At 71.1% G+C, this 25601-nt stretch carries 23 protein-coding genes and 1 pseudogene; 11 read left to right on the top strand and 13 right to left on the bottom strand.

What is annotated here, in order from left to right; translation table 11 throughout:
- Nucleotides 1–116 precede the first annotated feature (116 nt).
- The gene (locus QFZ58_RS20970) at nt 117–452 is read left to right on the top strand and encodes an Lsr2 family protein (protein ID WP_307126441.1); all 336 of its coding nucleotides are present in this window, start codon (nt 117–119) and stop codon (nt 450–452) included.
- Here the strand turns inward: QFZ58_RS20970 and QFZ58_RS20975 are convergent.
- On the bottom strand, nt 431–1015 hold the full coding sequence (locus tag QFZ58_RS20975; protein ID WP_307126442.1) for an SCO3374 family protein: 585 nt from the start codon (nt 1013–1015) through the stop codon (nt 431–433). The genes QFZ58_RS20970 and QFZ58_RS20975 overlap by 22 nt on opposite strands.
- Nucleotides 1016–1443: 428 nt before the next feature.
- On the opposite strand from QFZ58_RS20975, the gene QFZ58_RS20980 reads away from it, so the two are divergent.
- Complete coding sequence (locus QFZ58_RS20980; RefSeq protein ID WP_307126443.1) at nt 1444–3969, top strand: ATP-dependent Clp protease ATP-binding subunit; 2526 nt, start codon at nt 1444–1446, stop codon at nt 3967–3969.
- A 218-nt stretch (nt 3970–4187) separates the two neighbouring features.
- Here QFZ58_RS20980 and QFZ58_RS34515 read toward each other — a convergent pair.
- Nucleotides 4188–4887, bottom strand: a pseudogene (locus tag QFZ58_RS34515) (ATP-binding protein); the annotation flags it as partial.
- A gap of 76 nt (nt 4888–4963) precedes the next feature.
- Nucleotides 4964–5152 carry a trypco2 family protein gene (locus QFZ58_RS34520; protein WP_373428574.1) on the bottom strand — a complete coding sequence of 63 codons (189 nt, stop codon included), beginning with the start codon at nt 5150–5152 and terminating at the stop codon, nt 4964–4966.
- 468 nt (nt 5153–5620) lie between these two features.
- On the opposite strand from QFZ58_RS34520, the gene QFZ58_RS20990 reads away from it, so the two are divergent.
- Nucleotides 5621–6334: a M23 family metallopeptidase gene (locus QFZ58_RS20990; RefSeq protein ID WP_307126444.1), complete on the top strand. Its 714-nt coding sequence runs from the start codon at nt 5621–5623 to the stop codon at nt 6332–6334.
- Between the two features lie 17 nt (nt 6335–6351).
- On the opposite strand, the gene QFZ58_RS20995 is transcribed toward QFZ58_RS20990, so the two are convergent.
- On the bottom strand, nt 6352–6945 hold the full coding sequence (locus tag QFZ58_RS20995; protein ID WP_307126445.1) for a TetR/AcrR family transcriptional regulator: 594 nt from the start codon (nt 6943–6945) through the stop codon (nt 6352–6354).
- Nucleotides 6946–7081: 136 nt separating this feature from the next.
- Here QFZ58_RS20995 and QFZ58_RS21000 point away from each other — a divergent pair, with 136 nt between their 5' ends.
- A complete protein-coding gene (locus QFZ58_RS21000) occupies nt 7082–8671 on the top strand; it encodes an MDR family MFS transporter (protein WP_307126446.1) in 1590 nt (529 codons plus the stop codon).
- Between the two features lie 193 nt (nt 8672–8864).
- Here QFZ58_RS21000 and cseC read toward each other — a convergent pair whose 3' ends face one another.
- The 5 genes from cseC to QFZ58_RS21025 all read right to left on the bottom strand — a co-directional run bounded on the left by cseC (nt 8865) and on the right by QFZ58_RS21025 (nt 13361).
- Complete coding sequence (cseC, locus tag QFZ58_RS21005; protein ID WP_307126447.1) at nt 8865–10190, bottom strand: two-component system sensor histidine kinase CseC; 1326 nt, start codon at nt 10188–10190, stop codon at nt 8865–8867.
- Nucleotides 10187–10900, bottom strand: coding sequence for a two-component system response regulator CseB (gene cseB / locus QFZ58_RS21010; protein ID WP_307126448.1), 714 nt, complete (start codon nt 10898–10900; stop codon nt 10187–10189). The genes cseC and cseB overlap by 4 nt, the downstream gene beginning before the upstream one ends.
- Before the next feature lie 80 nt (nt 10901–10980).
- A complete protein-coding gene (locus QFZ58_RS21015; RefSeq protein WP_307126449.1) occupies nt 10981–11688 on the bottom strand; it encodes a hypothetical protein in 708 nt (235 codons plus the stop codon).
- Nucleotides 11676–12272 (bottom strand): SigE family RNA polymerase sigma factor, encoded by a 597-nt coding sequence (locus tag QFZ58_RS21020; protein WP_307128940.1) that lies wholly within the window; start codon nt 12270–12272, stop codon nt 11676–11678. The genes QFZ58_RS21015 and QFZ58_RS21020 overlap by 13 nt, the downstream gene beginning before the upstream one ends.
- Before the next feature lie 186 nt (nt 12273–12458).
- Nucleotides 12459–13361 carry an A/G-specific adenine glycosylase gene (locus QFZ58_RS21025; protein WP_307126450.1) on the bottom strand — a complete coding sequence of 301 codons (903 nt, stop codon included), beginning with the start codon at nt 13359–13361 and terminating at the stop codon, nt 12459–12461.
- 261 nt (nt 13362–13622) lie between these two features.
- Here QFZ58_RS21025 and QFZ58_RS21030 point away from each other — a divergent pair, with 261 nt between their 5' ends.
- The gene (locus tag QFZ58_RS21030) at nt 13623–14459 is read left to right on the top strand and encodes a hypothetical protein (RefSeq protein ID WP_307126451.1); all 837 of its coding nucleotides are present in this window, start codon (nt 13623–13625) and stop codon (nt 14457–14459) included.
- A gap of 333 nt (nt 14460–14792) precedes the next feature.
- A complete protein-coding gene (locus QFZ58_RS21035) occupies nt 14793–15668 on the top strand; it encodes an IS5 family transposase (protein ID WP_307126452.1) in 876 nt (291 codons plus the stop codon).
- Between the two features lie 20 nt (nt 15669–15688).
- On the opposite strand, the gene QFZ58_RS21040 is transcribed toward QFZ58_RS21035, so the two are convergent.
- On the bottom strand, nt 15689–16654 hold the full coding sequence (locus QFZ58_RS21040) for an NAD(P)-dependent alcohol dehydrogenase (RefSeq protein ID WP_307126453.1): 966 nt from the start codon (nt 16652–16654) through the stop codon (nt 15689–15691).
- Nucleotides 16655–16755: 101 nt separating this feature from the next.
- On the opposite strand from QFZ58_RS21040, the gene QFZ58_RS21045 reads away from it, so the two are divergent.
- Entirely contained in the window at nt 16756–17436 is a 681-nt protein-coding gene (locus QFZ58_RS21045) for a TetR/AcrR family transcriptional regulator (protein WP_307128941.1), read from the top strand.
- Nucleotides 17437–17497: 61 nt separating this feature from the next.
- Here the strand turns inward: QFZ58_RS21045 and disA are convergent, their stop codons facing one another.
- Both disA and radA read right to left on the bottom strand, forming a co-directional pair.
- Entirely contained in the window at nt 17498–18622 is a 1125-nt protein-coding gene (gene disA / locus QFZ58_RS21050; RefSeq protein WP_307126454.1) for a DNA integrity scanning diadenylate cyclase DisA, read from the bottom strand.
- A gap of 79 nt (nt 18623–18701) precedes the next feature.
- The gene (radA, locus tag QFZ58_RS21055; RefSeq protein WP_307126455.1) at nt 18702–20114 is read right to left on the bottom strand and encodes a DNA repair protein RadA; all 1413 of its coding nucleotides are present in this window, start codon (nt 20112–20114) and stop codon (nt 18702–18704) included.
- A 187-nt stretch (nt 20115–20301) separates the two neighbouring features.
- Here radA and QFZ58_RS21060 point away from each other — a divergent pair, with 187 nt between their 5' ends.
- Complete coding sequence (locus QFZ58_RS21060; protein WP_307126456.1) at nt 20302–22086, top strand: hypothetical protein; 1785 nt, start codon at nt 20302–20304, stop codon at nt 22084–22086.
- A 115-nt stretch (nt 22087–22201) separates the two neighbouring features.
- Here the strand turns inward: QFZ58_RS21060 and QFZ58_RS21065 are convergent, their stop codons facing one another.
- Nucleotides 22202–23041 (bottom strand): hypothetical protein, encoded by an 840-nt coding sequence (locus QFZ58_RS21065; RefSeq protein ID WP_307126457.1) that lies wholly within the window; start codon nt 23039–23041, stop codon nt 22202–22204.
- A gap of 41 nt (nt 23042–23082) precedes the next feature.
- On the opposite strand from QFZ58_RS21065, the gene QFZ58_RS21070 reads away from it, so the two are divergent.
- The 3 genes from QFZ58_RS21070 to QFZ58_RS21080 all read left to right on the top strand — a co-directional run bounded on the left by QFZ58_RS21070 (nt 23083) and on the right by QFZ58_RS21080 (nt 25558).
- Nucleotides 23083–24030 carry a Ppx/GppA phosphatase family protein gene (locus QFZ58_RS21070; protein ID WP_307126458.1) on the top strand — a complete coding sequence of 316 codons (948 nt, stop codon included), beginning with the start codon at nt 23083–23085 and terminating at the stop codon, nt 24028–24030.
- A gap of 83 nt (nt 24031–24113) precedes the next feature.
- The gene (locus tag QFZ58_RS21075) at nt 24114–24938 is read left to right on the top strand and encodes a sugar phosphate isomerase/epimerase (RefSeq protein WP_307126459.1); all 825 of its coding nucleotides are present in this window, start codon (nt 24114–24116) and stop codon (nt 24936–24938) included.
- Nucleotides 24935–25558, top strand: coding sequence for a TetR family transcriptional regulator (locus QFZ58_RS21080; RefSeq protein ID WP_307126460.1), 624 nt, complete (start codon nt 24935–24937; stop codon nt 25556–25558). Before QFZ58_RS21075 ends, QFZ58_RS21080 begins: the two co-directional genes overlap by 4 nt.
- The last annotated feature ends 43 nt before the right edge of the window (nt 25559–25601 follow it).

The following is a 25601-nucleotide window of genomic DNA, read 5'->3' on the forward strand; positions in this document are numbered from 1 at the left end:
CGAATCGCGCATGTTTCCCGCGTTCCTGCGCTCTCGAACCTCTCCCAGGGGTTTGTGTTTTCCGGGGAAAAGCGGTTTCCTTTCCGCGTACTGCATTTTCGATGAAAGGAAATCCGGTGGCACAGAAGGTTCAGGTCCTTCTTGTTGATGACCTCGACGGTGTCGAGGCGGACGAGACCGTCACGTTCGCTCTGGATGGCAAGACGTACGAGATCGACCTCACGACGACCAACGCGGACAAGCTCCGTGGTCTTCTCGAGCCGTACACCAAGAGTGGCCGTCGCACCGGTGGTCGCGCGGCGACCGGCCGTGGCAAGGGCCGCGCCGTTTCCGGTGGCAACAAGGACACTGCGGAGATCCGTAAGTGGGCGCGCGAGAACGGCCACAATGTGAATGACCGTGGTCGTGTCCCGGCCGAGATCCGTGAGGCTTACGAGAAGGCCAACGGCTGACCTGTCGGCCGATCGGCCAGCAGGTGCGTCCGGGCACGCGTCAGCCGGGCCCGGTGGCACTCCGTCGCCGCCGCGTCCACCAGCCGTACGAGATCGGGAGCATCCCCACCCCTGCTCCCGAGGCCGGCCAGGGCCGGGAGCGCAGGCTCCACCGCTCGGTGCGGTTCGGGGGGTCGCAGCCAGAAGGCGGCCCCCGGCCGGGCCGCCGCACCACCGGGCGGTACGGGTGCCGTGATGTACCCGCCCGAGCCGCTGACGGCGAGGTCGAGCGCGATACCGCCCCACTCCAGCCAGTCGAGCAGCCCGGGCAGTTCCTCGGCGCTGCCGACGGCCACCAGCACGTGCATCCGCGGCCCGGCCAGGGCCACGGGGCCGGTGCTCCCCACGCGGCGCAGGGCCGCGTGCCCCGCCTCCGCCGGCATGTCCAGCACGTCGAAGCGCAGGCCGGTCGGCAGCAGCACGGGAGAGCTTCCCGCGGTCACCCAGTCGAGCTCGCGTGCGTACCACTGCGCGCGGTCGTCGGATTCCGGCGACGAGCGGGGAGGCGGGACGAGGAGAGCCATGACGGGTGAACCGTCCCACCGCAGCCGAGGTTACGCGCCGCGCACGATTCGTCGCGCGGAGTGTCCGCGGCGGGGGCGTACGGGAGCACTCGCCGGCGCAAGGTTGTTCGCCCGTAGCGGAGGGAACGGGGGTGCGCCGCATGGACTGTCAGTGAGTGCGGGTAAGACATCCCTAGTGGGAAGGGGCGACACGCGGGCAAAAACGTCTCACGTTCGCCATCGGCGTACTGGCGAAAGGGCTATCTGCCTGGCCTGCGGGAACATCGTCTCGCACCATCGGGTTGGAGCAGTTGTCGGCGTTCGGGGCAGGAGGCCATCGCGGGTGTCGGCAGTTGAAATGAGCGGTCCCTGCTTGCGGGACTAAGCTGCGGAAGGACAGGGAGGGGACCGACCCCTTACTGCCTGACCGCTCTGAGGAGCGATTAACGATGTTCGAGAGGTTCACCGACCGCGCGCGGCGGGTTGTCGTCCTGGCTCAGGAAGAAGCCCGGATGCTCAACCACAACTACATCGGCACCGAGCACATCCTCCTGGGCCTGATCCACGAGGGTGAGGGTGTCGCCGCTAAGGCCCTGGAGAGCCTCGGGATTTCGCTCGAGGCGGTCCGCCAGCAGGTGGAGGAGATCATCGGTCAGGGCCAGCAGGCCCCGTCCGGCCACATCCCCTTCACTCCCCGGGCGAAGAAGGTCCTGGAGCTGTCGCTCCGCGAAGCCCTTCAGCTCGGCCACAACTACATCGGCACGGAGCACATCCTGCTCGGCCTGATCCGCGAGGGCGAGGGCGTCGCCGCCCAGGTCCTCGTGAAGCTGGGCGCCGACCTGAACCGGGTGCGGCAGCAGGTCATCCAGCTGCTCTCCGGGTACTCCGGAGGCAAGGAGGCGGCCACCGCCGGCGGCCCCGCCGAGGGCACCCCCTCCACGTCCCTGGTGCTCGACCAGTTCGGCCGGAACCTCACCCAGGCCGCTCGTGAGTCCAAGCTCGACCCGGTCATCGGGCGCGAGAAGGAGATCGAGCGGGTCATGCAGGTGCTCTCCCGCCGTACGAAGAACAACCCGGTCCTCATCGGCGAGCCCGGCGTCGGCAAGACGGCGGTCGTCGAGGGCCTGGCCCAGGCGATCGTCAAGGGCGAGGTGCCCGAGACGCTCAAGGACAAGCACCTCTACACGCTGGACCTCGGCGCACTGGTCGCCGGTTCCCGCTACCGCGGTGACTTCGAGGAGCGCCTGAAGAAGGTCCTCAAGGAGATCCGCACCCGCGGCGACATCATCCTGTTCATCGACGAGCTCCACACCCTGGTGGGTGCGGGTGCCGCCGAGGGCGCGATCGACGCGGCGAGCATCCTCAAGCCCATGCTGGCGCGAGGCGAGCTCCAGACGATCGGTGCCACCACGCTCGACGAGTACCGCAAGCACCTGGAGAAGGACGCCGCGCTCGAGCGCCGCTTCCAGCCCATCCAGGTCGCGGAGCCGTCGCTGCCGCACACCATCGAGATCCTCAAGGGCCTGCGCGACCGTTACGAGGCCCACCACCGGGTCTCCATCACGGACGAGGCGCTGGTCCAGGCCGCGACCCTGGCCGACCGGTACATCTCGGACCGCTTCCTGCCGGACAAGGCGATCGACCTGATCGACGAGGCCGGCTCCCGGATGCGCATCCGCCGGATGACCGCGCCGCCGGACCTCCGCGAGTTCGACGAGAAGATCGCGGGTGTCCGCCGCGACAAGGAGTCGGCGATCGACTCCCAGGACTTCGAGAAGGCGGCTTCCCTCCGGGACAAGGAGAAGCAGCTGCTGGCGGCGAAGGCCAAGCGGGAGAAGGAGTGGAAGGCCGGCGACATGGACGTCGTCGCCGAGGTCGACGGCGAGCTCATCGCCGAAGTCCTGGCCACGGCCACCGGTATCCCGGTCTTCAAGCTGACGGAGGAGGAGTCCTCGCGTCTGCTGCGCATGGAGGACGAGCTCCACAAGCGCGTCATCGGGCAGAAGGACGCCATCAAGGCTCTCTCGCAGGCGATCCGCCGTACGCGAGCCGGTCTGAAGGACCCGAAGCGCCCCGGTGGCTCGTTCATCTTCGCCGGCCCGTCCGGTGTCGGTAAGACGGAGCTCTCCAAGACGCTCGCCGAATTCCTCTTCGGCGACGAGGACGCGCTGATCTCCCTGGACATGTCGGAGTTCAGCGAGAAGCACACGGTTTCCCGCCTCTTCGGTTCGCCCCCCGGTTACGTGGGCTACGAAGAGGGTGGCCAGCTCACCGAGAAGGTGCGCCGCAAGCCGTTCTCCGTCGTTCTCTTCGACGAGGTCGAGAAGGCCCACCCCGATATCTTCAATTCCCTGCTCCAGATTCTGGAGGACGGTCGCCTGACCGACTCCCAGGGTCGGGTCGTGGACTTCAAGAACACGGTCATCATCATGACGACCAACCTCGGGACCCGGGACATCTCCAAGGGCTTCAACCTGGGCTTCGCCGCCCAGGGCGACGTGAAGTCGAACTACGAGCGGATGAAGGTCAAGGTCAACGAAGAGCTCAAGCAGCACTTCCGGCCCGAGTTCCTCAACCGTGTCGACGACACGGTCGTCTTCCACCAGCTCACGGAGGAAGACATCATCCAGATCGTCGACCTCATGGTCGACAAGGTGGATGAGCGCCTGAAGGACCGCGACATGGGCATCGAGCTCAGTGCCGAGGCCAAGTCGCTCCTGGCGAAGAAGGGCTACGACCCCGTGATGGGCGCCCGGCCGCTGCGCCGGACGATCCAGCGCGAGATCGAGGACATCCTCTCCGAGAAGATCCTCTTCGGCGAGCTGCGCCCCGGTCACATCGTGGTCGTCGGCACGGAGGGCGAGGGGGACGAGAAGAAGTTCTCGTTCCGTGGCGAGGAGAAGTCGGCACTGCCCGACGTCCCGCCGATCGAGCAGGCAGCGGGCGGCGGCCCGAACCTGACGAAGGACGCGTAGGGCGCGTAGCGCCTGAGCTCCGAAGGGGTTGCCCCGGACCGTAACCGGTCCGGGGCAACCCCTTTCTCCGTGCGCTCAGTAAGGGGCTGATCTGGAGCCGCGCCCCCAGTTCCTCGGCTCCGACCTGGTCCGACCACGGGAATGCGGTGAACTCGAGGCTCGAGATCTGGGAATGCGTACGGATCGCGGCCAGGGCGTCGTCGAACGCAGCGAGCTCCGAGACCGTCGACCAGCAGGAGCGCCCGGCCCGCCCACCTGTCGGGGGCGACCATCAGGCCGGCCGCTCCGGCAGCTGGGCGGGACCCGGAAACGTGCTGCCCCGGGCGCGTAGCGTCCGCAGCGGGACCACCAGGGGGACCAGGCCGTTCAGCGGCGCCGGCGCATCGCTCAGGGTGCGGGCCGAGGCGTGTGCGGCCGGCCACCACAGGAGCGTGGTCTAGCCGGTGCCCGCGTCGCCCCGGAGCAGGACCCGGCGCCGGTCGGCGAGGAGCGCGTCGATGCCGCGCGTCGATGCGCTGGGGGCCGTACGGAGCGCGGGGGTGCAGGGGCGAGGTGACGGGTGCGGTCTGGGCCTCCAGGCTCAGGTAGGCCGTGTCCAGGTCCCACTCCGAGTCGTGCCGGCCCGGTGAGCTCGCAGTCGGATATGGCCGGCCTGGTGTCCACCAGGCCGAGCCTTACGGGGCCCTCCGGGAGGACCGGTGTCGCGGCCTGGAGCAGGGCGGCGTCGAGATGGTGGCCGATCCAGGCCACGGTCGCCTGGGCCGGGCCCGTGACGTCCGGGTACGCGAGGTGGCACCCGTTGCCGCTCTTCACCACATGGGCGCAGGTCAGCACCAGCCGGTCGGTGAGCGGGACCCCGCTGCCCTGGAGGGTGCCGGAGACGACGACCGTGCGGTCCGCGGGTTGTACCGCCTTCACGACCCGGCCGCGCCGCTGCCACCGAAGTGGGCGGTGCTCCCCGCCTCCTCGCCGCCGATCTCCCAGGCCTCACCGGTCACGGGGTGCGGGGGGCCAGCGTGAACGCGGCCTTGTGGGTGCGGCCGGTGGTCCGGGACGTGTCGGCGCCCCCTTCGGCGACCCAGGCCTTCACTTTGGCACCGGCCTTGTGCTCCCTGCGGGGTTCCAGGCGGCGTCGAGCTCGATGCCGTCGAGGTCGTGGGGTGTCGCCGGTGTGGTCGGCCATGAGGTCCCCCGGGGGGTGATGACGGGTGCTGATCAGGTGTCTGCCGGCGTGAGCCGGCGCGGAGGGCCGAAGGTCCCGAAACGGACAGGCTTCGGACCCACCGGCGGTGACAAGGCGCACAGCCCTTTTCAGGCCTACTAGCCCACGTAGGAGCAGATTCCTTGATCGTTCAATCGCCCGGCGTCCCGCCGCGGGCCGTCGGCTCCACCGCTTCGGCGGCATCTGTCTGTAAAGGAAGCTACTGCCCCTTTAGGGGGCTTTCGGTCTGGAGGTAAACCTCTTCCGGGCAGCCGGATCGGTCGTGTCCGGCAGGAGGTTCCGCACGGGTGGCGAGGTCCATTCCCGCAGTGCTGTCTACGGCTTTTCATCGTAGATGGGCTGTTTGAGTGTTTCCCGGGGTGCGGGTTACCAAGGTGGAGCAAGCCCGGCCGGAGCGCCGGGTCCAGTCACCCCGGAGGTTCTCCCCGCATGTCGAAGCGCGCTACGTTCCAGCTCTCCCGCCGCCCGTCCATGCCCCGCGTCAGTGGCGCCGTCGTGGCCGCAGGCCTGGGTGCGTCGATGGTGTTCGGCGCGGGTGCGGCGTTCGCGTCCGGCACCACGGGCACCGCGGCCCTCGCCGGTTCCGTCACCGCCGACTCCGTCTCCCAGCAGGCGACCGCCCAGAGCAAGGCCGCCGCCGCTGCCAAGAAGGCATCGGCCGACAAGGCCGCGAAGAAGAAGGCCGACGCCGAGAAGAAGGCCGCGGCCGCGAAGAAGAAGGCCGCCTCCTGGGAGGCGCCGGTCGACCACTACGTGCTGAGCGCCACCTACGGCGTCGGCGGCTCCCGCTGGGCGCACAACCACTCCGGTCAGGACTTTGCGGTGCCGACCGGCACCAAGGTCGAGGCCGCGCACACCGGTACGGTCGTCAAGGCGGGCCCGAACGGCGCCGGCGACGGCCCCGCGTACGGAAACGCCATCGTGATCAAGCACTCCAACGGCAAGTACTCGCAGTACGCGCACCTGTCGCAGATCCAGGTGAACATCGGCGAGCACGTGAAGACGGGCGAGCAGATCGGCCTGTCCGGCAGCACCGGCAACTCCAGCGGTCCGCACCTGCACTTCGAGATCCGGACCACCCCGAACTACGGTTCGGCGATCAACCCCGTCACCTACCTGAACTCCGTGCACGTCAAGATCTGACGCGTCCGGCGTCCGCCCTACGCGGCGGAACCGGTGGGGCCGTGATCGTGGGCCTTGGTCACCAGCTCGACGGCGACCTCGAGAGCAGCCTTGCGCTTCTCCTCGGGGTCGCCTTCGGCGTCCTGGAGGGCCAGCATTCCTGCGTGCATGGCGAACAGCGCCGTGAAGCAGCGCACCTGGTCGGTGAGCGGGGCGTCGGGGTCCTTGATCAGATCCACCAGTGCGATGACGCGGTGCTTGATGGTGTGGCCGATGCTCAGGTCGCGGACCGTCGCCTGGTTCTCCTGCATGAAGCGGAAGAGCGGTGCGGCGGTGCGGAGCGCCTCGCTGTAGCGGACCAGGATCTCCATCTTGGTCTCCAGGGTGCGCGGCTGCTCCTTGCCCCAGGCGAGGAGGTCCTCGACGGGCCGGTTCAGGTCCTCGAAGATGCCGTTGAGGATGTCTTCCTTGGTCTTGAAGTGGTAGTACAGCGCCGCCTTGGTCACCTGCAGGTGCTCCGCGATCTCCCGGAGTGAGGTCTTCTCGTACCCCTGTTCGGCGAAGAGCTCCAGGGCGACGTCCTGAATGCGCTGGCGGGTGTTGCCCCGGCGCGGCTGCGGCGTGCGGCCCATGCGACTCTCCCAAGAACTTACTTGACGCCCGGCTAGTTACGGGTCTACTTTCCTCAGTGTAGCCAACTAGCCGGGCGGCAAGTAAGTGCCGATGCGGCGGCCTGTCGAGCAGCAGGGGATCAGGGGAGCGGACGGCATGACGGAACTGAAGAAGGCGACGGCGGGCGGGAAAGCGGAACCACGGCCGCGCAGCGTCCGGGTGGTGGTCCTCGCGCTGATGATCGCGATGCTGCTGGCCATGCTCGACAACCTGATCGTCGGCACCGCCATGCCCACCATCGTCGGCGACCTCGGTGGTCTGGAGCATCTGTCCTGGGTCGTCACCGCCTACACCCTGGCGACCGCTGCCTCCACCCCCATCTGGGGCAAGCTCGGCGACATGTACGGACGCAAGAGCGTCTTCCTCACGTCCATCGTCATCTTCCTCGTCGGCTCGGTGCTGAGCGGGATGGCTCAGGACATGAGCCAGCTGATCGGTTTCCGGGCCGTCCAGGGCCTCGGCGCGGGCGGCCTCATGGTGGGCGTCATGGCGATCATCGGTGACCTGGTGCCGCCCCGGGAGCGCGGCAAGTACCAGGGCATGATGGCCGGCGTGATGGCGATCGCCATGATCGGCGGGCCGCTGGTCGGCGGCACCATCACCGACCACCTGGGCTGGCGCTGGAGCTTCTACATCAACCTGCCCCTCGGCGCGGTCGCGCTGGCCATGGTCACCGCGGTGCTGCACCTGCCCCGTAAGGAGCGCAGGAAGGCGAAGGTCGACTACCTGGGCGCCGTCCTGCTCACCGTCGGCATCACCGCGATCGTGCTGGTCACCACCTGGGGCGGTACGGAGTACGCCTGGGACTCGGCAGTGATCATGGAGCTCATCGCCCTCGGTGTCGCCTCCCTGATCGGCTTCCTCTTCGTCGAGACGAAGGCCGCCGAACCGATCATGCCGCTGCACATCTTCCGCAACCGCAACTTCACCCTCATGTCCGTGGTCGGCTTCATGGCGGGCTTCGTGATGTTCGGTGCGGTGCTGTTCCTGCCGCTCTTCCAGCAGTCGGTCCAGGGGGCCTCGGCGACCAACTCCGGACTGTTGCTCCTGCCGATGCTGCTCGCGATGATGATCGTCTCGCTGGTCTCAGGACGGATCACCACCAGCACCGGCAAGTACAAGGTCTTCCCGATCGCGGGCAGCATCCTGATGATCGCGGGTCTCTTCCTGCTGGCATCCATGGACACCGGCACCACGCGCTTCACCTCGGGCATCTACATGGCGGTCCTCGGTGCGGGCATGGGCTTCCTGATGCAGATCACGATGCTCGTCGCCCAGAACAGCGTCGAGCTCAAGGACATGGGCGTCGCCTCGTCCACGACCACGCTCTTCCGGACGCTCGGCAGTTCCTTCGGAGTCGCGATCATGGGCGCCCTGTTCACCGGACGGGTGCAGGACGAGATGACGGCACGCGGCGGCGGTGGAGCCACCGAGCGGTCCGCACAGCTGGACGCGGCGAGCCTGGCGAAGCTGCCGGACCCGGTGCGCGAGGCGTACGAGTACGCGGTGTCCTCCGGCACCCACCTGGCCTTCCTGGTGGGCGGTTCGGTCGCGGTGGTGGCCCTCCTCGCGGCGCTCTTCGTCAAGGAGGTCCCGCTGCGGGGCAGCGCGAAGCCGGAAGCCTCGTCCGACGACGGCGCCGTGCCGCCGCGGACCGGGGCGGCCAAGGAGTCGCAGGCAGTCTGAGCGGTCGCGGACCGCTCGCGCAGGCGTACGAGCCGGGCGTCCGCGCGACGGCACGAGGGTGGGCCCCGGAGGCGAGATGCCTCCGGGGCCCACCCCTTTCGCGTCCTGTCAGCCGCGAGGTCTGTCGGCCCGTGAGCCCTCAGCGCTCAGGGCTGACCCCTCAGCCCTCAACCCTGAGCCACCGGCCACCCCGTCAGCCGTCCTTCCCCTCCCGCAGGACGGGAAAGCTGCCCGTGGTCGTCGGCGCGTGCTCGGGCAGCCAGAGCACGGCCACCGCCCCGCCCGTACCCTCCGCGGCCCCCGCCGGCGCCGCGTTGCGGAACGTCAGCCGGGCACCCAGGACCCGCGCCTGGCCGGCGGCGATGGTCAGCCCCAGACCGTGGCCGCGCCCGGCCCGGTCGCTGCTCCCGGTACGGAACCGGCTCGGCCCCTCCCGCAGCAGCGACTCCGGGAAACCGGGACCGTGGTCGCGTATCCGCACGACCCTTCCCTCGACCGTGACCTCGACCGGACCGGCGCCGTGCTTGGCGGCGTTGCCGAGCAGATTGCCCAGGATGCGCTCGAGGCGCCGCGGATCCGTGGAGACCCACGACTCGTGGATCACCCGCACGGTGATGTCCGGATCCAGCAGGCCGATCCGCCGGCTCACGAACTCCCCCAGCGGCAGCTCCTGCAGCTCGGCCCGTTCCGACGCGCTGTCCAGCCTGGCCACTTCGAGTACGTCCTCGACCAGGGTGCGCATCGCCTGCGCCCGGTCCCGTACGAGCTCCGTGGGCCGCCCGGGGGGCAGCAACTCGGCCGCTGTCAGCAGTCCAGTCACCGGGGTACGCAGCTCATGGGCGATGTCCGCGGTGACCCGGCGCTCCGCCTCGATCCGCTCGTTCAGCGCGTCCGTCAGCGCGTCGACGGCGCGGGCCAGTTCGTCGGTCTCGTCCCGTACGACGCCGCCGACGGCTTCCCGCACCCGTACGTCCGTGTTGCCCTGGGCGACCTTGCCCGCGGCCGCGGCCGCCTTGCGCAGCCGGCGGGACAGCTGGCCGCCGATCAGGACCCCCAGCGCGCAGCCGCCGAACACGACCGAGACCGAGCCGATGATCAGCGCCCGGTCGAGGTCGCCCGTGATCGTGGCGCTCCGGTCGGCGAACGGGGTGTGCAGGGACAGGATGTCGCCGTTGGCCAGCGGTACGGCCGCCCAGACGTCGGGTACCCCGCCCGCGTACTCGTCGACGTGGGTGGCACGCCTGTTCTCCCGTGTCTGCGCGCGCAGGCTCGACGGCAGGGCCGGGTCGTTGAGTTTGGCACCGAATTTGGGGGCCTGCTTCTGCGTGCCCGACGCCTCGTACAGCCGCTGGGCGAACAGCAGCCGCTCCAGCTGGACCTCGCGGGCGTTGTCCAGCATCGAGACCCGGGCGGCGTTGTGGACGACGAGGCTCAGCGCCACGGCGATGAGCGCGCCGACCGCGGCGATCGCGATGCTTATCTTCCAGCGGACACCGGTCCGCAGCGCCAGCCGCTTCACGCGCGGAGCTTGTAGCCGAAGCCGCGGACCGTCTCGAGCCGGTCCTGCCCGATCTTGGCCCGCAGCCGCTGCACATGCACGTCCACGACCCGGGTGTCCCCGCCCCAGCCGTAGTCCCAGACGCGTTCCAGGAGCCTGTCCCGGGAGAGTACGGTGCCGGGCGCCGAGGAGAACTCGAGCAGCAGCCGCATCTCGGTCGGAGTCAGGCCCACCTGCGCACCCCCTCTGCGTACCTCCATGCCTTCGGTGTCGATCTCCAGATCGCCGAAGACCAGCACACCGCCCGTTTCGCCCGGTGTCCCGCCGGCCATGGCCCCGGGCCGTCCTCCCTGGCCGGAGGCGTGCCCGAAGCGGCGCAGCACGGCCCGGATACGGGCGACGAGCACCGCGCCGTCGAACGGCTTGGTGACGTAGTCGTCGGCCCCGGCCTCCAGGCCGAGCACGACGTCGATGGAGTCGGCCCGCGCGGAGAGCATGATCACGGGCACGGTGGACTCGTCGCGGATGCGGCGGCACAGGCTGACCCCGTCCAGGCCCGGCACCATCACGTCCAGCAGGGCGATGTCGGGCCGGTCCGCCCGGAAGGCCTCCAAGCCCTGGAGGCCGTCGGGCATCGCGGTGACCGTGAAGCCCACCCGCTCGAGTGCGAGCTGGGTGGCCTCACGGATGACGTCGTCGTCCTCGACGAAGAGGACGTGGGTCTCGGCCATACGGGCGCTCTCAGTTCTCCGTCTAGGTCTGCGTCGCGTTCGGCGCCTGGTTCCGGGGCGTGCCGCCTCGTGCCCCGGGTCTAGTCCTGTGTCGTCTCGGGCGTGGGGACGTCGCCCTCACCGGCGCCGGCGGCCCGGTTGAAGTCGTTGTGGACCCGGTCGGTCTCGGTGAACCGGCCGGTCGCCCAGCGGTAGGTGATCACGTCCTCACCGGAGGGGTAGGCGACCGTGTCCTTCGAGCCGTACACCTGGGTGGTCACCACCAGATCGCCGCGGTCGATGGTGCCGTACACCGCCGGGACCTCCGCGCTGAAGACGTTCTCGTACGAGCCGTCCTCGCGCCGCCGGTAGACGTAGGTGCCGACACCCACCGAATCGCCGCAGGTCATCACGTTGACCACGACGTCCGCCGCAGGGCCGTCGGTGAGCGTGCCGTACGAGGTGTCGACCGGGTACTCGTCGCCGGTGCACGGCCGCAGGTCGTTCCTGAGCTGCCGGCTCACCTGCGGGTCGCCCTTGACGAGCATGACGGCGTCGACCCTCGGGGCCGGCTTCGCCGTCCCGGAGGGGACGGTGTGCGAGGACGTGACCTGGGCGACCGGCTGACTGCCCGCGGGGCCCTCGTCACGGGTCCCCGTGCCGCCGGTGGAGCAGCCGGCGCAGAACAGCCCGAAGGCGGCGAGCCCGGCCATCGCCGTGCTGCCCGCCGCCAGGCCGGCCCGGAGTCTGCCACTCCCGCCGGCCGCCGCACCGTTCGTGCCGCTACCGCTGCCTGTCAGGCCGCGCACCGCTCCCGCTCCCGCTCGTCATGACGCCTGCCCCGCTGCACCGGAATCCGGGCCGGAAGCGGAGCCGGGGCCTGCTCGGCCTCACGGCTCCTGGCGGCCCGGGCCTCCAGTTCCTGGCGCAGTCGCGCGAGGGCGCGGTGCAGCGTGCTCTTCACCGTACCGGCCGACATGCCGAGCGCCGCGGCCGTCTCCTCCGTGCTCATCTGCTCCCAGTGTCGCAGCACGACGACGCTGCGCTGCTTGGGAGCCAGGACGCCCAGGACGTCCATGAGCAGGGCGCGGTCGGCGCGCTGCTCGGAGCCGTCGTCGACGCTCGCGTCCGGGAGCTGCTCGGTGGGCACTTCGTCGAGCTTGCGGGCCCGCCACCACTCCGTACGCGTATTGATCATGACGCGGCGCAGGTAGGCGTCGGCGAGGGACTTGTCGGCGATGCCGTCCCAGCGGCCGAAGGTGCGTGCCAGGGCGGTCTGCAGCAGATCCTGCGCGTCCACAGGGTCGGGGACGAGCCGGCGGGCACTGCGCAGCAGCGCGTCCTGCCTGGTGCGTACGTACTCCTCGAATTCGAGCACCTGGCCCTGCGCCACTACAACCGCCTCCGTCACCGTGAATCCCCGTGGTCCTGCCTCGGCAGGTGGTCCTCCCGCCGACGTTCGAGACGCTACGGAGGTGTTGTCACGGGGGTGTGCGGAGCAGCCGTACGCGGACGCACGGCTGTCCATCGGTTGTGTAACAGCCGCTGGACAGCCCGGTCCGCCCGAGCCGGTGGCGCGTCAGGTCAGAGGAAGCCGGTACCGGCCGTTGGCCAGCGGTTCGACCAGGCCGTCGGCCACCAGCCCGTCGAGCGCACGGGCCCGCTGCACGGGCTCCTCCCACACCGCGTCCAACGCGGACTGCGGCACCGGTACGACCGACTCGCGGAGCACGGAGAGCAGCCTCCCCCGCACCTGCCGGTCCGTGCCGGCGTAGGTCTGGCCGCGGCGGGCGGGCCCCTGGTGGGCGGGCTTGCCCGCCAGCCGCCAGGCACACTGCCCGGAGATCGGGCAGCGCGTGCAGTCCTCGTTCTTCGCCGTGCACACGAGTGCGCCCAGCTCCATCGTGGCGGCTGCCCAGTGGGCCGCGCGTTCTTCCTCCTCGGGGAGCAGCGCACGGGCGAGCTTGCGCTCGGCCGCGGTGGTCGCGTTCGGCGGGTACTGGATGCCGGAGGCGGCCCGGGCGAAGACCCGGCGGACGTTCGTGTCCAGCACGGCGTGACGCTGGCCGTACGCGAACGAAGCCACGGCCGCCGCCGTGTACTCACCGATCCCGGGCAGGGCGAGCAGCTGGCCGTGCTCGCTCGGCACGTCGCCGCCGTGCCGTTCCGTTATCGCCTGCGCGGCCCCGTGCAGGCGCAGCGCGCGGCGGGGATAGCCGAGCCGGCCCCAGGCGCGGACCGCTTCACCCGGCGCGTCGGCGGCGAGGTCGGCGGGGCGCGGCCAGCGGGCCAGCCACTGTTCGTAGACCGGCAGGACCCGGTTCACGGGAGTCTGCTGCAGCATGAACTCGCTCACCATCACACCCCAGGCGCCCGCTTCGGGGCGGCGCCAGGGCAGATCGCGGGCGTGCTGCTCGAACCACCCGATGACGGGGTCGTGGAGGGAGGCGGGGGGCGTGTGTGTCGAAGTCGTGGCAGTCATCGCACCTACGATCCTGGCACGGAAGGCGGGACATCGGGCACGGGCACGGGGGTGTCGGCCCGGCGGAGGGCTCACGCGGTGACAACGCCACCCGTTCTGACCCTTCGCCGCCGGCCGGCACGGCCCAAGAGAGGGCAAAGTGGCTGGAAGCGGTAGTGAACGGCCGCGCCGTGATGATGATCCGGAAAACTTGTCGATCAGAGCGGCGGTTGGGGACCGGAGTTGGCACCGATCTCTCGTAGAGTTCGGACCGTGGGATCTATGCGCAATCCGGTCGGGCCACTTCCCTCCAGCATCTACTGGCGTCGCAGGGCGGTAGCCGTGCTGGTGGTCGCGCTGCTCGTGGCCCTGGGCGTGTGGGCCGTCACCTCGGGTGGCGGCGGTGGCAGGAAGGACGACGCGAAGCCGGGTGACTCGGCTCCCGCCCCGTCCATCACACCAGGCCCTGCCGGCTCCGGCCCCGTCGTCGGCCAACCGCCCGGCGGACGCGACGAGTCGGGGGGTTCGGGCGGCGGTGGCGCCGGTACGGGCGGGGGGTCCGGTGGCGACGGCGCCACCGGGGCAGGCGGCGAGGCCGGATCCGGCACGACGGGAACGGGCGGCTCCACCTCGGCGGGCGCGGGCTCGGGATCGGGCTCCGGTTCGGGCTCCGGCGGGAGCGCAACGGTGGGCGTGCAGGTTCCGTCCGGCTCGGCCCTCCCGAACTGCGTTTCCTCCGCACTCCAGTTGAGCCTCGAGACGGAGAACAGCTACGGCCCCGACGACAGCCCCGCATTCCGGCTGATCGCCAGGAACACCTCCGCCACCGACTGCAAGGCCGACTTCGGCCCCAAGAACGTGGTGCTCGCGATCACCGAGGCCGGCGAGGAGGACGAACAGGTGTGGTCCTCCAAGGACTGCCCGACCGTCGGCGCGCTGTTCCTGAAGGTCCCGGCGGGCGCCACCATCGTTCACACCGTGAAGTGGGACCGCAGGACGAGCTCTCCCCGGTGCGCGACCCAGGCCGCGGGGAAGGCGGCGCCCGGTACGTATCTGCTGGAGGCCAAGGCCCCCGGCGAACCGCTCCAGCGCGCGTCCTTCGTCCTCGCCAAGGACTGATGCTCGAGGCCGGAGCCCGCGCCGGACCGCTCGGGGGCGGGCCGGGCCACTCCGGGCCTCGACGGCGGGTCCGGCCGACGGCCGGGGACGACGGCGGCCCCGGCACCGGCCGGGCGCCATCCGCGGACCTCCCCGGGGTCTTTCGTCCGGACCGGGCTGGACCAGGTGCCGGGACCGGGCTGGACCAGGTGCCCGGAGCGAGCCGGATCGGATGCCCGGACCGGGCCGGACCAGATGTCCGGATCCAGGGCGCGGGAGCCCGGCATGATCCGGACGAGAGGTCCTAGGCCGTGTATCGAAAGTGGATCTTGGGACTATGGATGATGACGGTTCATGGGTCGGGGAGATCTCACGGACCTGCAGTGGGCGGTGCTGGAGTCGTTGTTGCCGCAGGGGAGGAAGGTGGGGCGGCCGCCTGTATGGCCTCGGCGGCAGCTGATCGACGGCATACGGTTCCGGGTCCGTACTGGTGTTCCGTGGCGGGACATCCCTATCGAATACGGGCCCTGGAACCGGGTCTATGACCTGTTCCGTCGATGGCAGCGCAACGGCACCTGGCATCTCATCCTCACCCGCCTCCAGTGCCTGGCAGATGCGAAGGGCGCGATCACGTGGGACCTGAGCGTCGACTCCACGGTCTGCCGCGCCCACCAGCATGCGGCCGGGGCTCGCAAGCAGGGTGATCTGCAGAAGGAACCGCCGGGTGGCGTGTTCACCGAGCCTCGTGATCACGGGCTGGGGCGCTCACGCGGCGGGTTCACCACCAAACTCCACCTGGCCGTCGAGCAGGGCCAAAAGCCCATGTCGATCGTGGTGACCGCTGGGCAGCGCGGGGACTCGCCGCAGTTCGAACCCGTCCTGGAGAAGATCTGCGTGCCCCGCATTGGGCCGGGGCGGCCACGTGCCCGTCCCCATCGAGTCCGCGCTGACAAGGCATACGCCTCCCGCAGAAACCGCGCTTACCTGCGCCGCCACGGAATCCGCTGCACTATCCCCGACAAAGCCGACCAGGCGCGCAACCGCCTCAAGCGTGGATCGCGTGGCGGCCGGCCGCCGAAGTTCGACAAGGACGACTACAAACAGCGGCACGCGGTCGAGTGTGGGATCAACCGCCTCAAGAGGCACCGCGCCGTCGCCACGCGATACGACAAGCTGGCGGTCCGCTACGAGGCGACCGTCCTCATCGCTGCCATCAACGAGTGGCTGTGATCAGCACCTCCACAGCCGTCCTACGCGACCCTGACCACGTACTTGCCCTGGACACCGCCCGCTTCCAGCGCATGGTGTGCCGCTGCTGTCTCCTCCAGGGGGAATACCGTGTCCACCGCCGGGCTTAGCTTGCCCTCGACCACATGGCGGGCGAGGTCGTCGAAGTCCGCCCGCGTGGGGTTGCCGCTGAAGAAACGCACCCGGCCGTGTCCGTGGACTGTGCTGGCCGCGAGGTAGCCGAGCGACGCCGCGGGCCGTTTCAGGTCGAAGGCGATGGTGACCATGCGCCCGCCCGGATTCAGCAGGCGCCGGAAGGCCCGCAGGTCGGTCCCCGCGGTGTCCAGGACCACGTCGAAGCGGCCCAGTTCCGCCGGCCGCACGGTCCTGTGGTCGACGGCCTTGTGCGCGCCGAGCCCGCGGACGAAGTCGAGGTTGGCTGCACGGGCCAGGGCCGTGACCTCGGCGCCGTACGCCAGTCCGAGCTGGACGGCGGCGTTGCCGACACCGCCCGAAGCACCCCGGACGAGGAGTCGTTCGCCGGGGCGCAGCCCGGCTTTGTCCCGCAGCGCGGTGATGGCCGTGGTGGCTACCGGCAGCGCGGCGGCGTCCACCAGGTCAAGGCCGTCGGGGAGCCGGCCGACCCGCTCAGCGGGTACGGTCACGTACTCGGCGGCGCTGCCGAGTACGGAGGTGCGGCCCAAGACCCCCCATACGCGGTCGCCTGCCGCGAACCGGGTGACTCCGGCGCCCAGTGCGGCGACCTCGCCGGTAAAGTCCAAGCCGACGCGCTTGGGGAATTTCCGGCCGGTCATGAGGCGGAGACGGCCGGCACGTGCTGCCAGTTCGCCGCCGTTGACGCTGAACGCGCGCACCCTCACAAGGACCTCGCCGGGGGCCGGCTCAGGGCGTGGCACGCAGCCCGTGTAGAGCACATCGGGGCCGCCATAGCGGTCGTAGAGCACTGCCTTCATCATGCGGTCGTTCATCGTTCTGCCTTTGCCGCCGGGGGCCGTACAGGGATCTGGCATCGACCGTAAGCTCTTAGGTGGACGCAATCGTCCACTTGGACCGGAAGCGAGAGACAGTGATGGCGGAATCCTCTCGGATCACAGCCCGGGACGGGGTGCGGGCGGATGCCCGGCGCAACCGAGAGCGCGTCCTCGTCGCCGCCCGTGCGGTCTTTGCGGAGCACGGGATCGACGCCCCGATGGCAACCGTGGCCCGACGGGCCGGGGTCGGCGTGGCGACGCTGTACCGGCATTTCCCGACCCGGGACGCCCTGGTGAGAGGCGCGTTCGCGCAGCAGATGGAGACCTGCGCGCGGGCGCTCACCGAGGCTCTGGCCGCCCCTGATCCGTGGCAGGGCTTCCAGCAGCTGGTCGAAACGGTCTGCGCTCTGCAACGGGAGGAACGCGGGTTCCCGGCCGCGTTCGTCGCGGCCTTCCCGGAAACCGAGTCGGAACACGCGCAGTCCCGGCAACGAGCCGAGCGGGACTTCACGACTCTGGTACGCAGGGCCCAAGCGTCGGGCGCGCTACGGTCCGATTTTCACCCTTCCGACCTCGCCGTGGTCCTATTGGCACACTGCGGTCTGGCGACCGCCCTACCGGATGACGGTGCAGCGTCCCGGCGCCTGGTGGCCTATCTGCTCCAGTCGTTCCGCACCGAGCCGGCCAACAAACCGCTACCCCCTCCGGCTGCACTGACACTGCGCAGCCTCCCGATTGCAACAGACAGTCCCCAGGGGCAACGACCCTCCCGAGCCTGACAAGAAACGGTACTTGCCGCAGAGCACATCCAGCCCGATAACTCCACTTTCGCAACAGGCCCTAGACGTACCGCTCGAGGATCGACGACTCCGCCAGCCGCGAGAGTCCCTCGCGCACGCTCCGGGCCCGGGCCTCGCCGACGCCGTCCACGGCCTGGAGGTCGTCGACACTGGCGGCGAGCAGCTTCTGCAGGCCGCCGAAGTGCTCCACCAGCCGCTCGATGATCGCCCCCGGCAGCCGGGGTACCTTCGCCAGCAGCCGGTATCCGCGCGGCGACACCGCCGAGTCCAGCGTCTCGGGCGAGCCGCTGTAACCCAGCGCCCGTGCCACCACCGGAAGTTCGAGCAGCTCCGTGTGTGTGAGCGCGTCCAGTTCGGTCAGCGCCTCCGCGACCGTACGGGACCGCTTCGCGGTCGGCTCGGGCACGTAGTCGCGCACGACCAGCTCCCGCTCCGGCTCCACGCCGGCGATCAACTCGTCCAGCTGGAGCGACAGGAGCCGGCCGTCGGTGCCCAGCTCCACCACGTACTCGGCGATCTCGGTGGCGATCCGGCGCACCATCTCCAGCCGCTGCGCGACCGCCGTCACGTCCCGGACGGTCACCAGGTCCTCGATCTCCAGTGCGGAGAGGGTCCCGGCGACCTCGTCCAGCCGGAGCTTGTACCGCTCCAGCGTCGCGAGCGCCTGGTTGGCGCGGGACAGGATCGCGGAGGACTCCTCCAGGACCCGCCGCTCCCCGTGCACGTAGAGGGCGATGAGGCGCATCGACTGCGAGACGGAGACGACCGGGAAGCCGCACGCCTTGGAGACCCGGTCGGCCGTGCGGTGGCGGGTGCCCGTCTCCTCGGTGGGGATGGAGGCGTCCGGGACCAGCTGCACGCCGGCCCGCAGAATTTTGGTCATGTCCTTGTCGAGGATCAGCGCGCCGTCCAGCTTGCACAGCTCGCGCAACCGCGTCGCGGTGAACTCCACGTCCAGTACGAAACCGCCGGTACACATGGATTCGACGGTCCTGTCCATGCCGAGGACGATCAGTCCGCCGGTGTTGCCGCGGAGGATGCGTTCCAGGCCGTCGCGAAGGGCCTGCCCGGGCGCGACCGCGCTCAACGAGGCGCGCATCAACGCCTCGTTACCCGTGCCTTGGCCGGACTTTCCGGGCGAGGTTGCCCGGTCGTTGGCTGCCACTGCACTCCTCCGGTCACAGGTTGCGGTGCCCTTGCGTCCCTCATACCGTGCGTACGGGCGGGCGAGACCAGGGCAAAGTCTACCGGCGTGCGCCGTCCTCCTGTGGTCCGTCCGGGCGAGACCGGCGCGGGAGGACCCTGAGGGCGTCGCCCATGTCGGCGACTTCGGTGACTTTCATACCGGATGGGACCTGTCCCGGGTCCCGTGGAACGAGGGCGTGCTTGAACCCGAGACGGTAGGCCTCGGCCAGTCTGCGCTGGACGCCCGTCACCCTTCTGACCTCGCCCGCGAGGCCCACCTCGCCGATCGCGACGAGGTTCTTCGGCAGCGGTGTGTCGCTGGCCGCGCTGGCCAGCGCCAGGGCGATCGCCAGGTCCGCGGCGGGTTCCGTGAGCTTCACGCCGCCCACCGTCGCGCTGTAGATGTCCCGCTTGCCGAGCGCGCTGATCCGGCCCCGCTGCTCCAGAACGGCCAGCATCATGGAGACCCGGGAGGTCTCCAGACCCGAGGTGGTGCGCCGGGGCGAAGGGATCTGCGAATCGACCGTCAGCGCCTGCACCTCGGCGACGAGGGGGCGCTTGCCCTCCAGTGTGACGGTCAGGCAGGTGCCCGGGACCGGCTCGTCACGACGGGTGAGGAAGAGCCCGGACGGGTCGGCGAGGCCGGTGATGCCCTCGTCGTGCAGCTCGAAGCAGCCGACCTCGTCGGTGGCCCCGTACCGGTTCTTGACGCCTCGCACGAGACGCAGGCGGGCGTGCCGGTCGCCCTCGAAGGACAGCACCACGTCGACGAGGTGCTCCAGCAGCCGCGGCCCCGCGATCGCGCCGTCCTTGGTGACGTGGCCGACCAGGAGGGTCGACATGCCGCGCTCCTTCGACGCCCGGATGAGCGCGCCCGCGACCTCGCGGACCTGCGCCATGCCCCCGGGTGCCCCGTCGATCTCGGGCGAGGCGACGGTCTGCACGGAGTCGAGGACGAGGAGGGACGGCTTCACCGCGTCCAGGTGCCCGAGGACCGCGGAGAGGTCGGTCTCGGCGGCCAGGTACAGATGGTCGTTGATCGCCCGGATCCGGTCGGCCCGCATCCGCACCTGGCTCGCGGACTCCTCCGCCGTGACGTAGAGGGTGCGGTGGTCGGCGCTCGCCGCCTTGGCGGCCACGTCGAGCAGGAGCGTCGACTTGCCGACACCGGGCTCTCCCGCGAGCAGCACGACGGCACCGGGCACGAGCCCGCCGCCGAGCACGCGGTCCAGCTCCCCGACGCCGGTCGAGCGCGCCGTCGCCTGCCGGCTGTCCACCTGGCCGATGGGCACCGCGGCGGTGGAGACCCGGCCGGCCGCGGTCGTGCGGACCGCGGGGGCGCCGCCGAACTCCTCGACCGTCCCCCAGGCCTGGCACTCCGGGCAACGGCCGAGCCACTTGGCGGTCGTCCAGCCGCATTCGGTGCAGCGGTAGGACGGCCGGTCCTTCGCGGATTTAGTACGGGCAGCCATGGCGTCACCGTATAGGGGCGGTCTGACAGTGCAGGCCGCCGGTGCGAAGGGGGAACGTGTGCCCGATACGGCTGTTCCGGGGAGAATGTGGGATTCCCGTCCCATTTCGCGGGATACGTTCACCCGTAAGGATTAATTGTGCGGAAGGGCCACCAAGGGTCCGCCGGAATCTGCCTACGGTCGCAACGTGACGAGCAGCAGGCTGAAGACCCCCACGCACACCACCGGCGCACACCGGGGGCATCGACGCGCGCCCCGCCCGTCGGCGCAGCGGCCGCCCGCACGTTACGAGCCGTACCTCGACGGCCTGTTCACCTACTGCCTCTCCGTGCTGTGCGACCACGAGGCGGCCACCGACGCGCTCGGATCCGTCCTCGCGATCGCGGAGCGGCAGGACGGCCGGTGCCCCCCGGTCGAGGAGGAACGTAAATCCTGGCTGTACGCCCTGGCCAGATGGACGTGCCTGCGCGCCCTCACCGAGCAGAAGCGGGGCCGCCAGGCCCATCGCCGTACGGCCGCCCCGCCGCTCCCCGCCCCGGCCGCGCCGGCCCCCGCCCCGGCCACCCGCGGCGGCGCCGACGCACCGGCCGGCCCCGGGCATCCGGAGTCCCCGGCGGTCGAGGCGCGCCGGCGTGAACTCGCCCGGCTGGCCTGGCCGGAGGCAGCGGGCACCACCCCCGAGCAGCGGGAGGCGCTGGAGCTCGCCGTCCGCCACGGGCTCACCCCGCGCGCGGTCGCCGCCGTGCTCGGCCTCGATCCCGGCAGCGCGCGGGAGCTGCTGGCCGCCGCGGCCTGCGAGGTGGAGCGCACCCGTGCCGCACTCGCCGTCGTCGAGACGGGCGACTGCGCCACCGTCGCCCGGCTCGTCGGCACCCACCGGGTGCTGCTCTCCGCGGCCCTGCGCAGGGAACTCGTGCGCCACGTCGACGACTGTCCCCGCTGCCGTCACGCCGCCGAACGGGCCGGTGCCACAGGGCCCTGGCCCGGGGCGGCCGTCACCCCTGCCGCCGCCCTGCCGGTCGTGGAGGCGCCCCGCCCCTCCGTGCACGTCGCCCTCGCCCATGCGAGACGGTCCCGGTCGGGCGCCCCGCGCTTCGGCCGGACGGGCTTCCCCCTCGACCCTAAGGACCACGCCGCGCGCCGGGACCGGCTGCGGGCACGGGTCGTGACGACAACGGTCGTGGCGACGGTGGTCGCCGCCCCGGTGATCGCCCTGTGGGCGGCCTACCGGGGGGCGCCCCTGACCGGAGAGGGACATGACGGCTCCTCGGTCACCGCGACGGAGATGGACGACGAGGCGGGCCTGGACGGCAGCCCGTACGGGGACTACGAGAACGCGGGCAACGCCACCCCCGAAGGCGACGGCAGGTTCCCCGGCGACGTCAGGAGACCGGATGTGTCCGCGGAGGTGGTCAGTGCCGGAAACGGCTCCGGCACGCTCAGGGTGTCGGCCCGCGCCTCCGGCGGCCTGACGGCGATCACGCTGACCGCGACCGGCAGCGGATCCGTCGCCTGGTCGGCCGGGGCGGACGCGTCCTGGCTGGACCTCAGCCGCTCGTCCGGCACGCTCGCCCCCGGCCGCAGCATCACCCTGTACGTGCGTGTGGACCGGGCGGCCGAGCCGGAAGGCCCGTGGACCGCGCGCGTCCTGCTCGCCCCGTCCGGGTCCGTGGTCGCGATCACCGGGTACGGCGCGACGGCCCCGGCCACCGGAGGCCCGGGCCCCGCCCCGGAACCTTCGTCCGGTTCCCCCGGCCCGGCGCCGTCCTCCCCGCCCCCGTCGTCCGGCCCCCCGGACCCCACGGAACCGACCGGCCCCGCGGAGCCCACCGATCCGGCGCCTCCCGCGACGGACCCGCCGGCCACCGAGCCGCCCGGATCACCCGCCCCCACGCCGTCCCCGGCCGACGGGACGCCCACGCCCCCGCCGTCCGGGCCGGAGACGGGCGACGCGTCGCAGCCGGCCGGCTGAGGGCCCGCGGAACGGCCGCCCGCCCGTGCGGCGAAACGTTCGTCCCCGGGCCGTTCCGGGACCGTGCGTCCACCCCGGGCCGGATCGCCGTCACCCGGCCGGGGGCCGGGGTGGCTCAGGCCGGATCGGCCGGATGCGGTGCCATCGGCAGCAACGAGGAGAGCCGCTGCTCGCACAGCTCGACCAGCCGGTCGTACGCCTCCTCGCCCATCAGCTCGGTGAGCTCGGGGCGGTAGGAGACGTAGACCGGGTCCCCGGCGCCGTGGGCGGAGGTCGCCGACGTGCACCACCAGTGCAGGTCGTGCCCGCCCGGTCCCCAGCCCCGGCGGTCGTACTCGCCGATCGACACCTGGAGCACGCGCGTGTCGTCGGGCCGGTCGATCCACTCGTACGTACGCCGGACCGGCAGCTGCCAGCACACGTCGGGCTTGGTCTCCAGGGGCTCCTTGCCCTCACGCAGGGCGAGGATGTGCAGTGAGCAGCCCATGCCGCCCTCGAAGCCCGGGCGGTTCTGGAAGATGCAGGAGCCCTCCCAGCGCCGGGTCTGGCGTTCACCGTCCTCGTCGACGCCGACCCAGCCCGTCTTCGTGCCGACGTCGTGGAACTGCCACAGGTCCGGTGTGAGCCGTGCGACGTGGCCGGCCACCCGCTTCTCGTCGTCCTCGTCCGAGAAGTGCGCGCCCAGCGTGCAGCATCCGTCGTCCGCGCGCCCGGCCTGGATGCCCTGGCAGCCGCTGCCGAAGATGCAGGTCCACCGGGACGTCAGCCAGGTCAGGTCGCAGCGGAAGACCTGCTCGTCGTCGGAGGGGTCGGGGAATTCGACCCAGGCCCGCGCGAAGTCGAGCCCCTTCTCGTCGGGCCCGTCCGGCCCGTCTGCTTCCGGCTGCCGCATCTCCCGCTTCGTTTCCTGCTTCTTCGTGATTTTGTCCGGCTTCGCCTTTTTCGTCTTTGGCACGCGCCCAGAGTAAGTCCCCCCGCCGCAGTAGCGTGCCGGGTATGAGACTCGGAGTCCTCGACGTGGGGTCGAACACGGTTCATCTGCTGGTGGTCGACGCGCACCCCGGCGCCCGCCCGCTGCCCGCGCACTCGCACAAGGCGGAGCTCCGGCTGGCCGAACTCCTCGACCGGGGCGGTGCGATCGGCCCGCTGGGCGTCGACCGTCTCGTGTCGACGGTCGCCGAGGCGCTCCAGGCCGCCGAGGACAAGGGCTGCGAGGACGTGCTGGCCTTCGCCACCTCCGCGGTGCGCGAGGCAGGCAACGCCGACGAGGTCCTGGCCCGGGTCCGGGACGAGACGGGGGTGACCCTCGCCGTCCTGAGCGGCGAGGAGGAGGCCCGGCTCACGTTCCTGGCGGCCCGCCGCTGGTTCGGCTGGTCGGCGGGGAAGCTCCTGGTCCTGGACATCGGCGGCGGATCGCTGGAGGCCGGTTACGGACTGGACGAGGAGCCCGACGCCGCGGTCTCGCTGCCGCTCGGCGCCGGCCGTCTCACGGCGGGCTGGCTGCCGGGCGATCCGCCGGACCCGTCGGACATCCGGGCGCTGCGCCGCCATGTCCGGGCCGGCATCGCCCGTACGGTCGGCGAGTTCGCCCGGCTGGGACCGCCCGACCGCGTCGTGGGGACCTCCAAGACCTTCAAGCAGCTCGCCAGGCTCGCCGGCGCCGCGCGCTCCGCCGAGGGGCTGTACGTGCAGCGCGTGCTCACCCGCAAGGCACTGGAGGAGTGGGTGCCCAAACTGTCGTCGATGACCGCCGATCAGCGCGGGCATCTGCCCGGGGTCGCCGAGGGGCGGGCCGGGCAGCTGCTGGCCGGGGCACTGGTCGCCGAGGGCGCGATGGATCTCTTCGAGGTCGAGGAGCTGGAGATCTGCCCCTGGGCGTTGCGCGAGGGGGTCATCCTGCGCCGCCTTGACCACCTGCCCCAGGGGCAGGCGTCGCTCACCTGACGGGCGCGCCGCCCGCCATGGGCCTTCTCACTTTCGGCCGGGGAACCCCGGGTGCGGTCCACGGGTGCCCGTACCCTGTCCACGTGGCAGAACCAGTGGTGCGCATCCCGGATGCGAAGGTCGCCCTGTCGACGGCTTCCGTCTACCCGGAGTCGACGGCGACGGCCTTCGAGATCGCCGCGCGCCTGGGCTACGACGGTGTCGAGGTCATGGTGTGGACCGACCCGGTCAGCCAGGACATCGAGGCGCTGAGGCGGCTTTCGGACTATCACCAGGTGCCGGTCCTCGCCGTGCACGCGCCCTGTCTGCTGATCACGCAGCGGGTGTGGTCCACGGACCCGTGGGTGAAGCTCCAGCGGGCCAGAGCGGCGGCGGAGAAGCTCGGGGCGTCAGCCGTGGTCGTCCACCCGCCGTTCCGTTGGCAGCGCAACTACGCCCGTGACTTCGTCGACGGGATCTGGCGCATGGCGGACGAGACCGACGTGCGGTTCGCCGTGGAGAACATGTACCCGTGGCGCTACCGGGACCGCGAGATGCTCGCGTACGCCCCCGCCTGGGACGTCACCCAGGACGACTACCGGCACTTCACCGTGGACTTCTCGCACACAGCGACCGCGCGCACCGACGGCCTGGCCATGGTGGACCGGATGGGCGACCGGCTCGCCCATGTCCACCTCGCCGACGGCAAGGGCTCGGGCAAGGACGAACACCTGGTGCCCGGCCGGGGCGACCAGCCGTGCGCGGAACTGCTGGAGCGGCTGGCCCGCACCGCCTTCGACGGCCACGTGGTCATCGAGGTCAACACGCGCCGCGCCATGTCATCGGCCGAACGCGAGGCCGACCTCGCGGAGGCGCTCGCCTTCACCCGGCTCCACCTCGCGTCCTCGGTGCGGGCGCCCCGCCCGTGACGCCCGGCACCACGGACGGCCCGGCCCCCCGGCGCCGGGGGCGCCCCTCCCGCACGGCGGGTGCGGCCGGCCCCGACTCCAGGACCAGGATCCTGGAGGCCGCCCGGACGGAATTCGCCGAACGCGGCTACGACAGGACGTCGATCCGTGGCATCGCCAAGGCGGCGGGGGTCGACGCGGCCCTGGTGCACCACTACTTCGGCACGAAGGACGAGGTCTTCGCGGCGGCCATCGAGGTCTCCTTCGAGCCCGCGCTCGTCATCCCCGAGATCCTGGGCGGACCGCCGGACGGGATGGGCGAGAGGCTGGCCCGCTTCTTCATCGGCGTGTGGGAGAACCCGGTGTCCCGGGCGCCCCTGCTGGCGATCCTGCGCTCCGCGCTCACCCACGAGGCCGCTGCCGCGGTGCTGCGCGGCTTCGTGCTGCGCCGGCTCCTGGAGCGGATCGCCGCCGAACTGCACGTACCCGATCCGACGTTCCGCGCCGAGGTGGCCGCCTCGCACATGATCGGGATCGCGGTGCTGCGGTACGTGATCCAGGCGGAGCCACTGGCGTCGGCGGACCCGGAGAAGATCATCGACATGGTCGCCCCGACGCTGCAGCGGTACCTCACGGAGTAGCGACCTCGTCGAGTGGTCCGGGAGGCCCGGTGAAGCCCCTGGG

Origin of the sequence: Streptomyces sp. B1I3 (assembly GCF_030816615.1) — a bacterium.
In the GTDB taxonomy this organism is placed as follows: Bacteria; Actinomycetota; Actinomycetes; order Streptomycetales; family Streptomycetaceae; genus Streptomyces.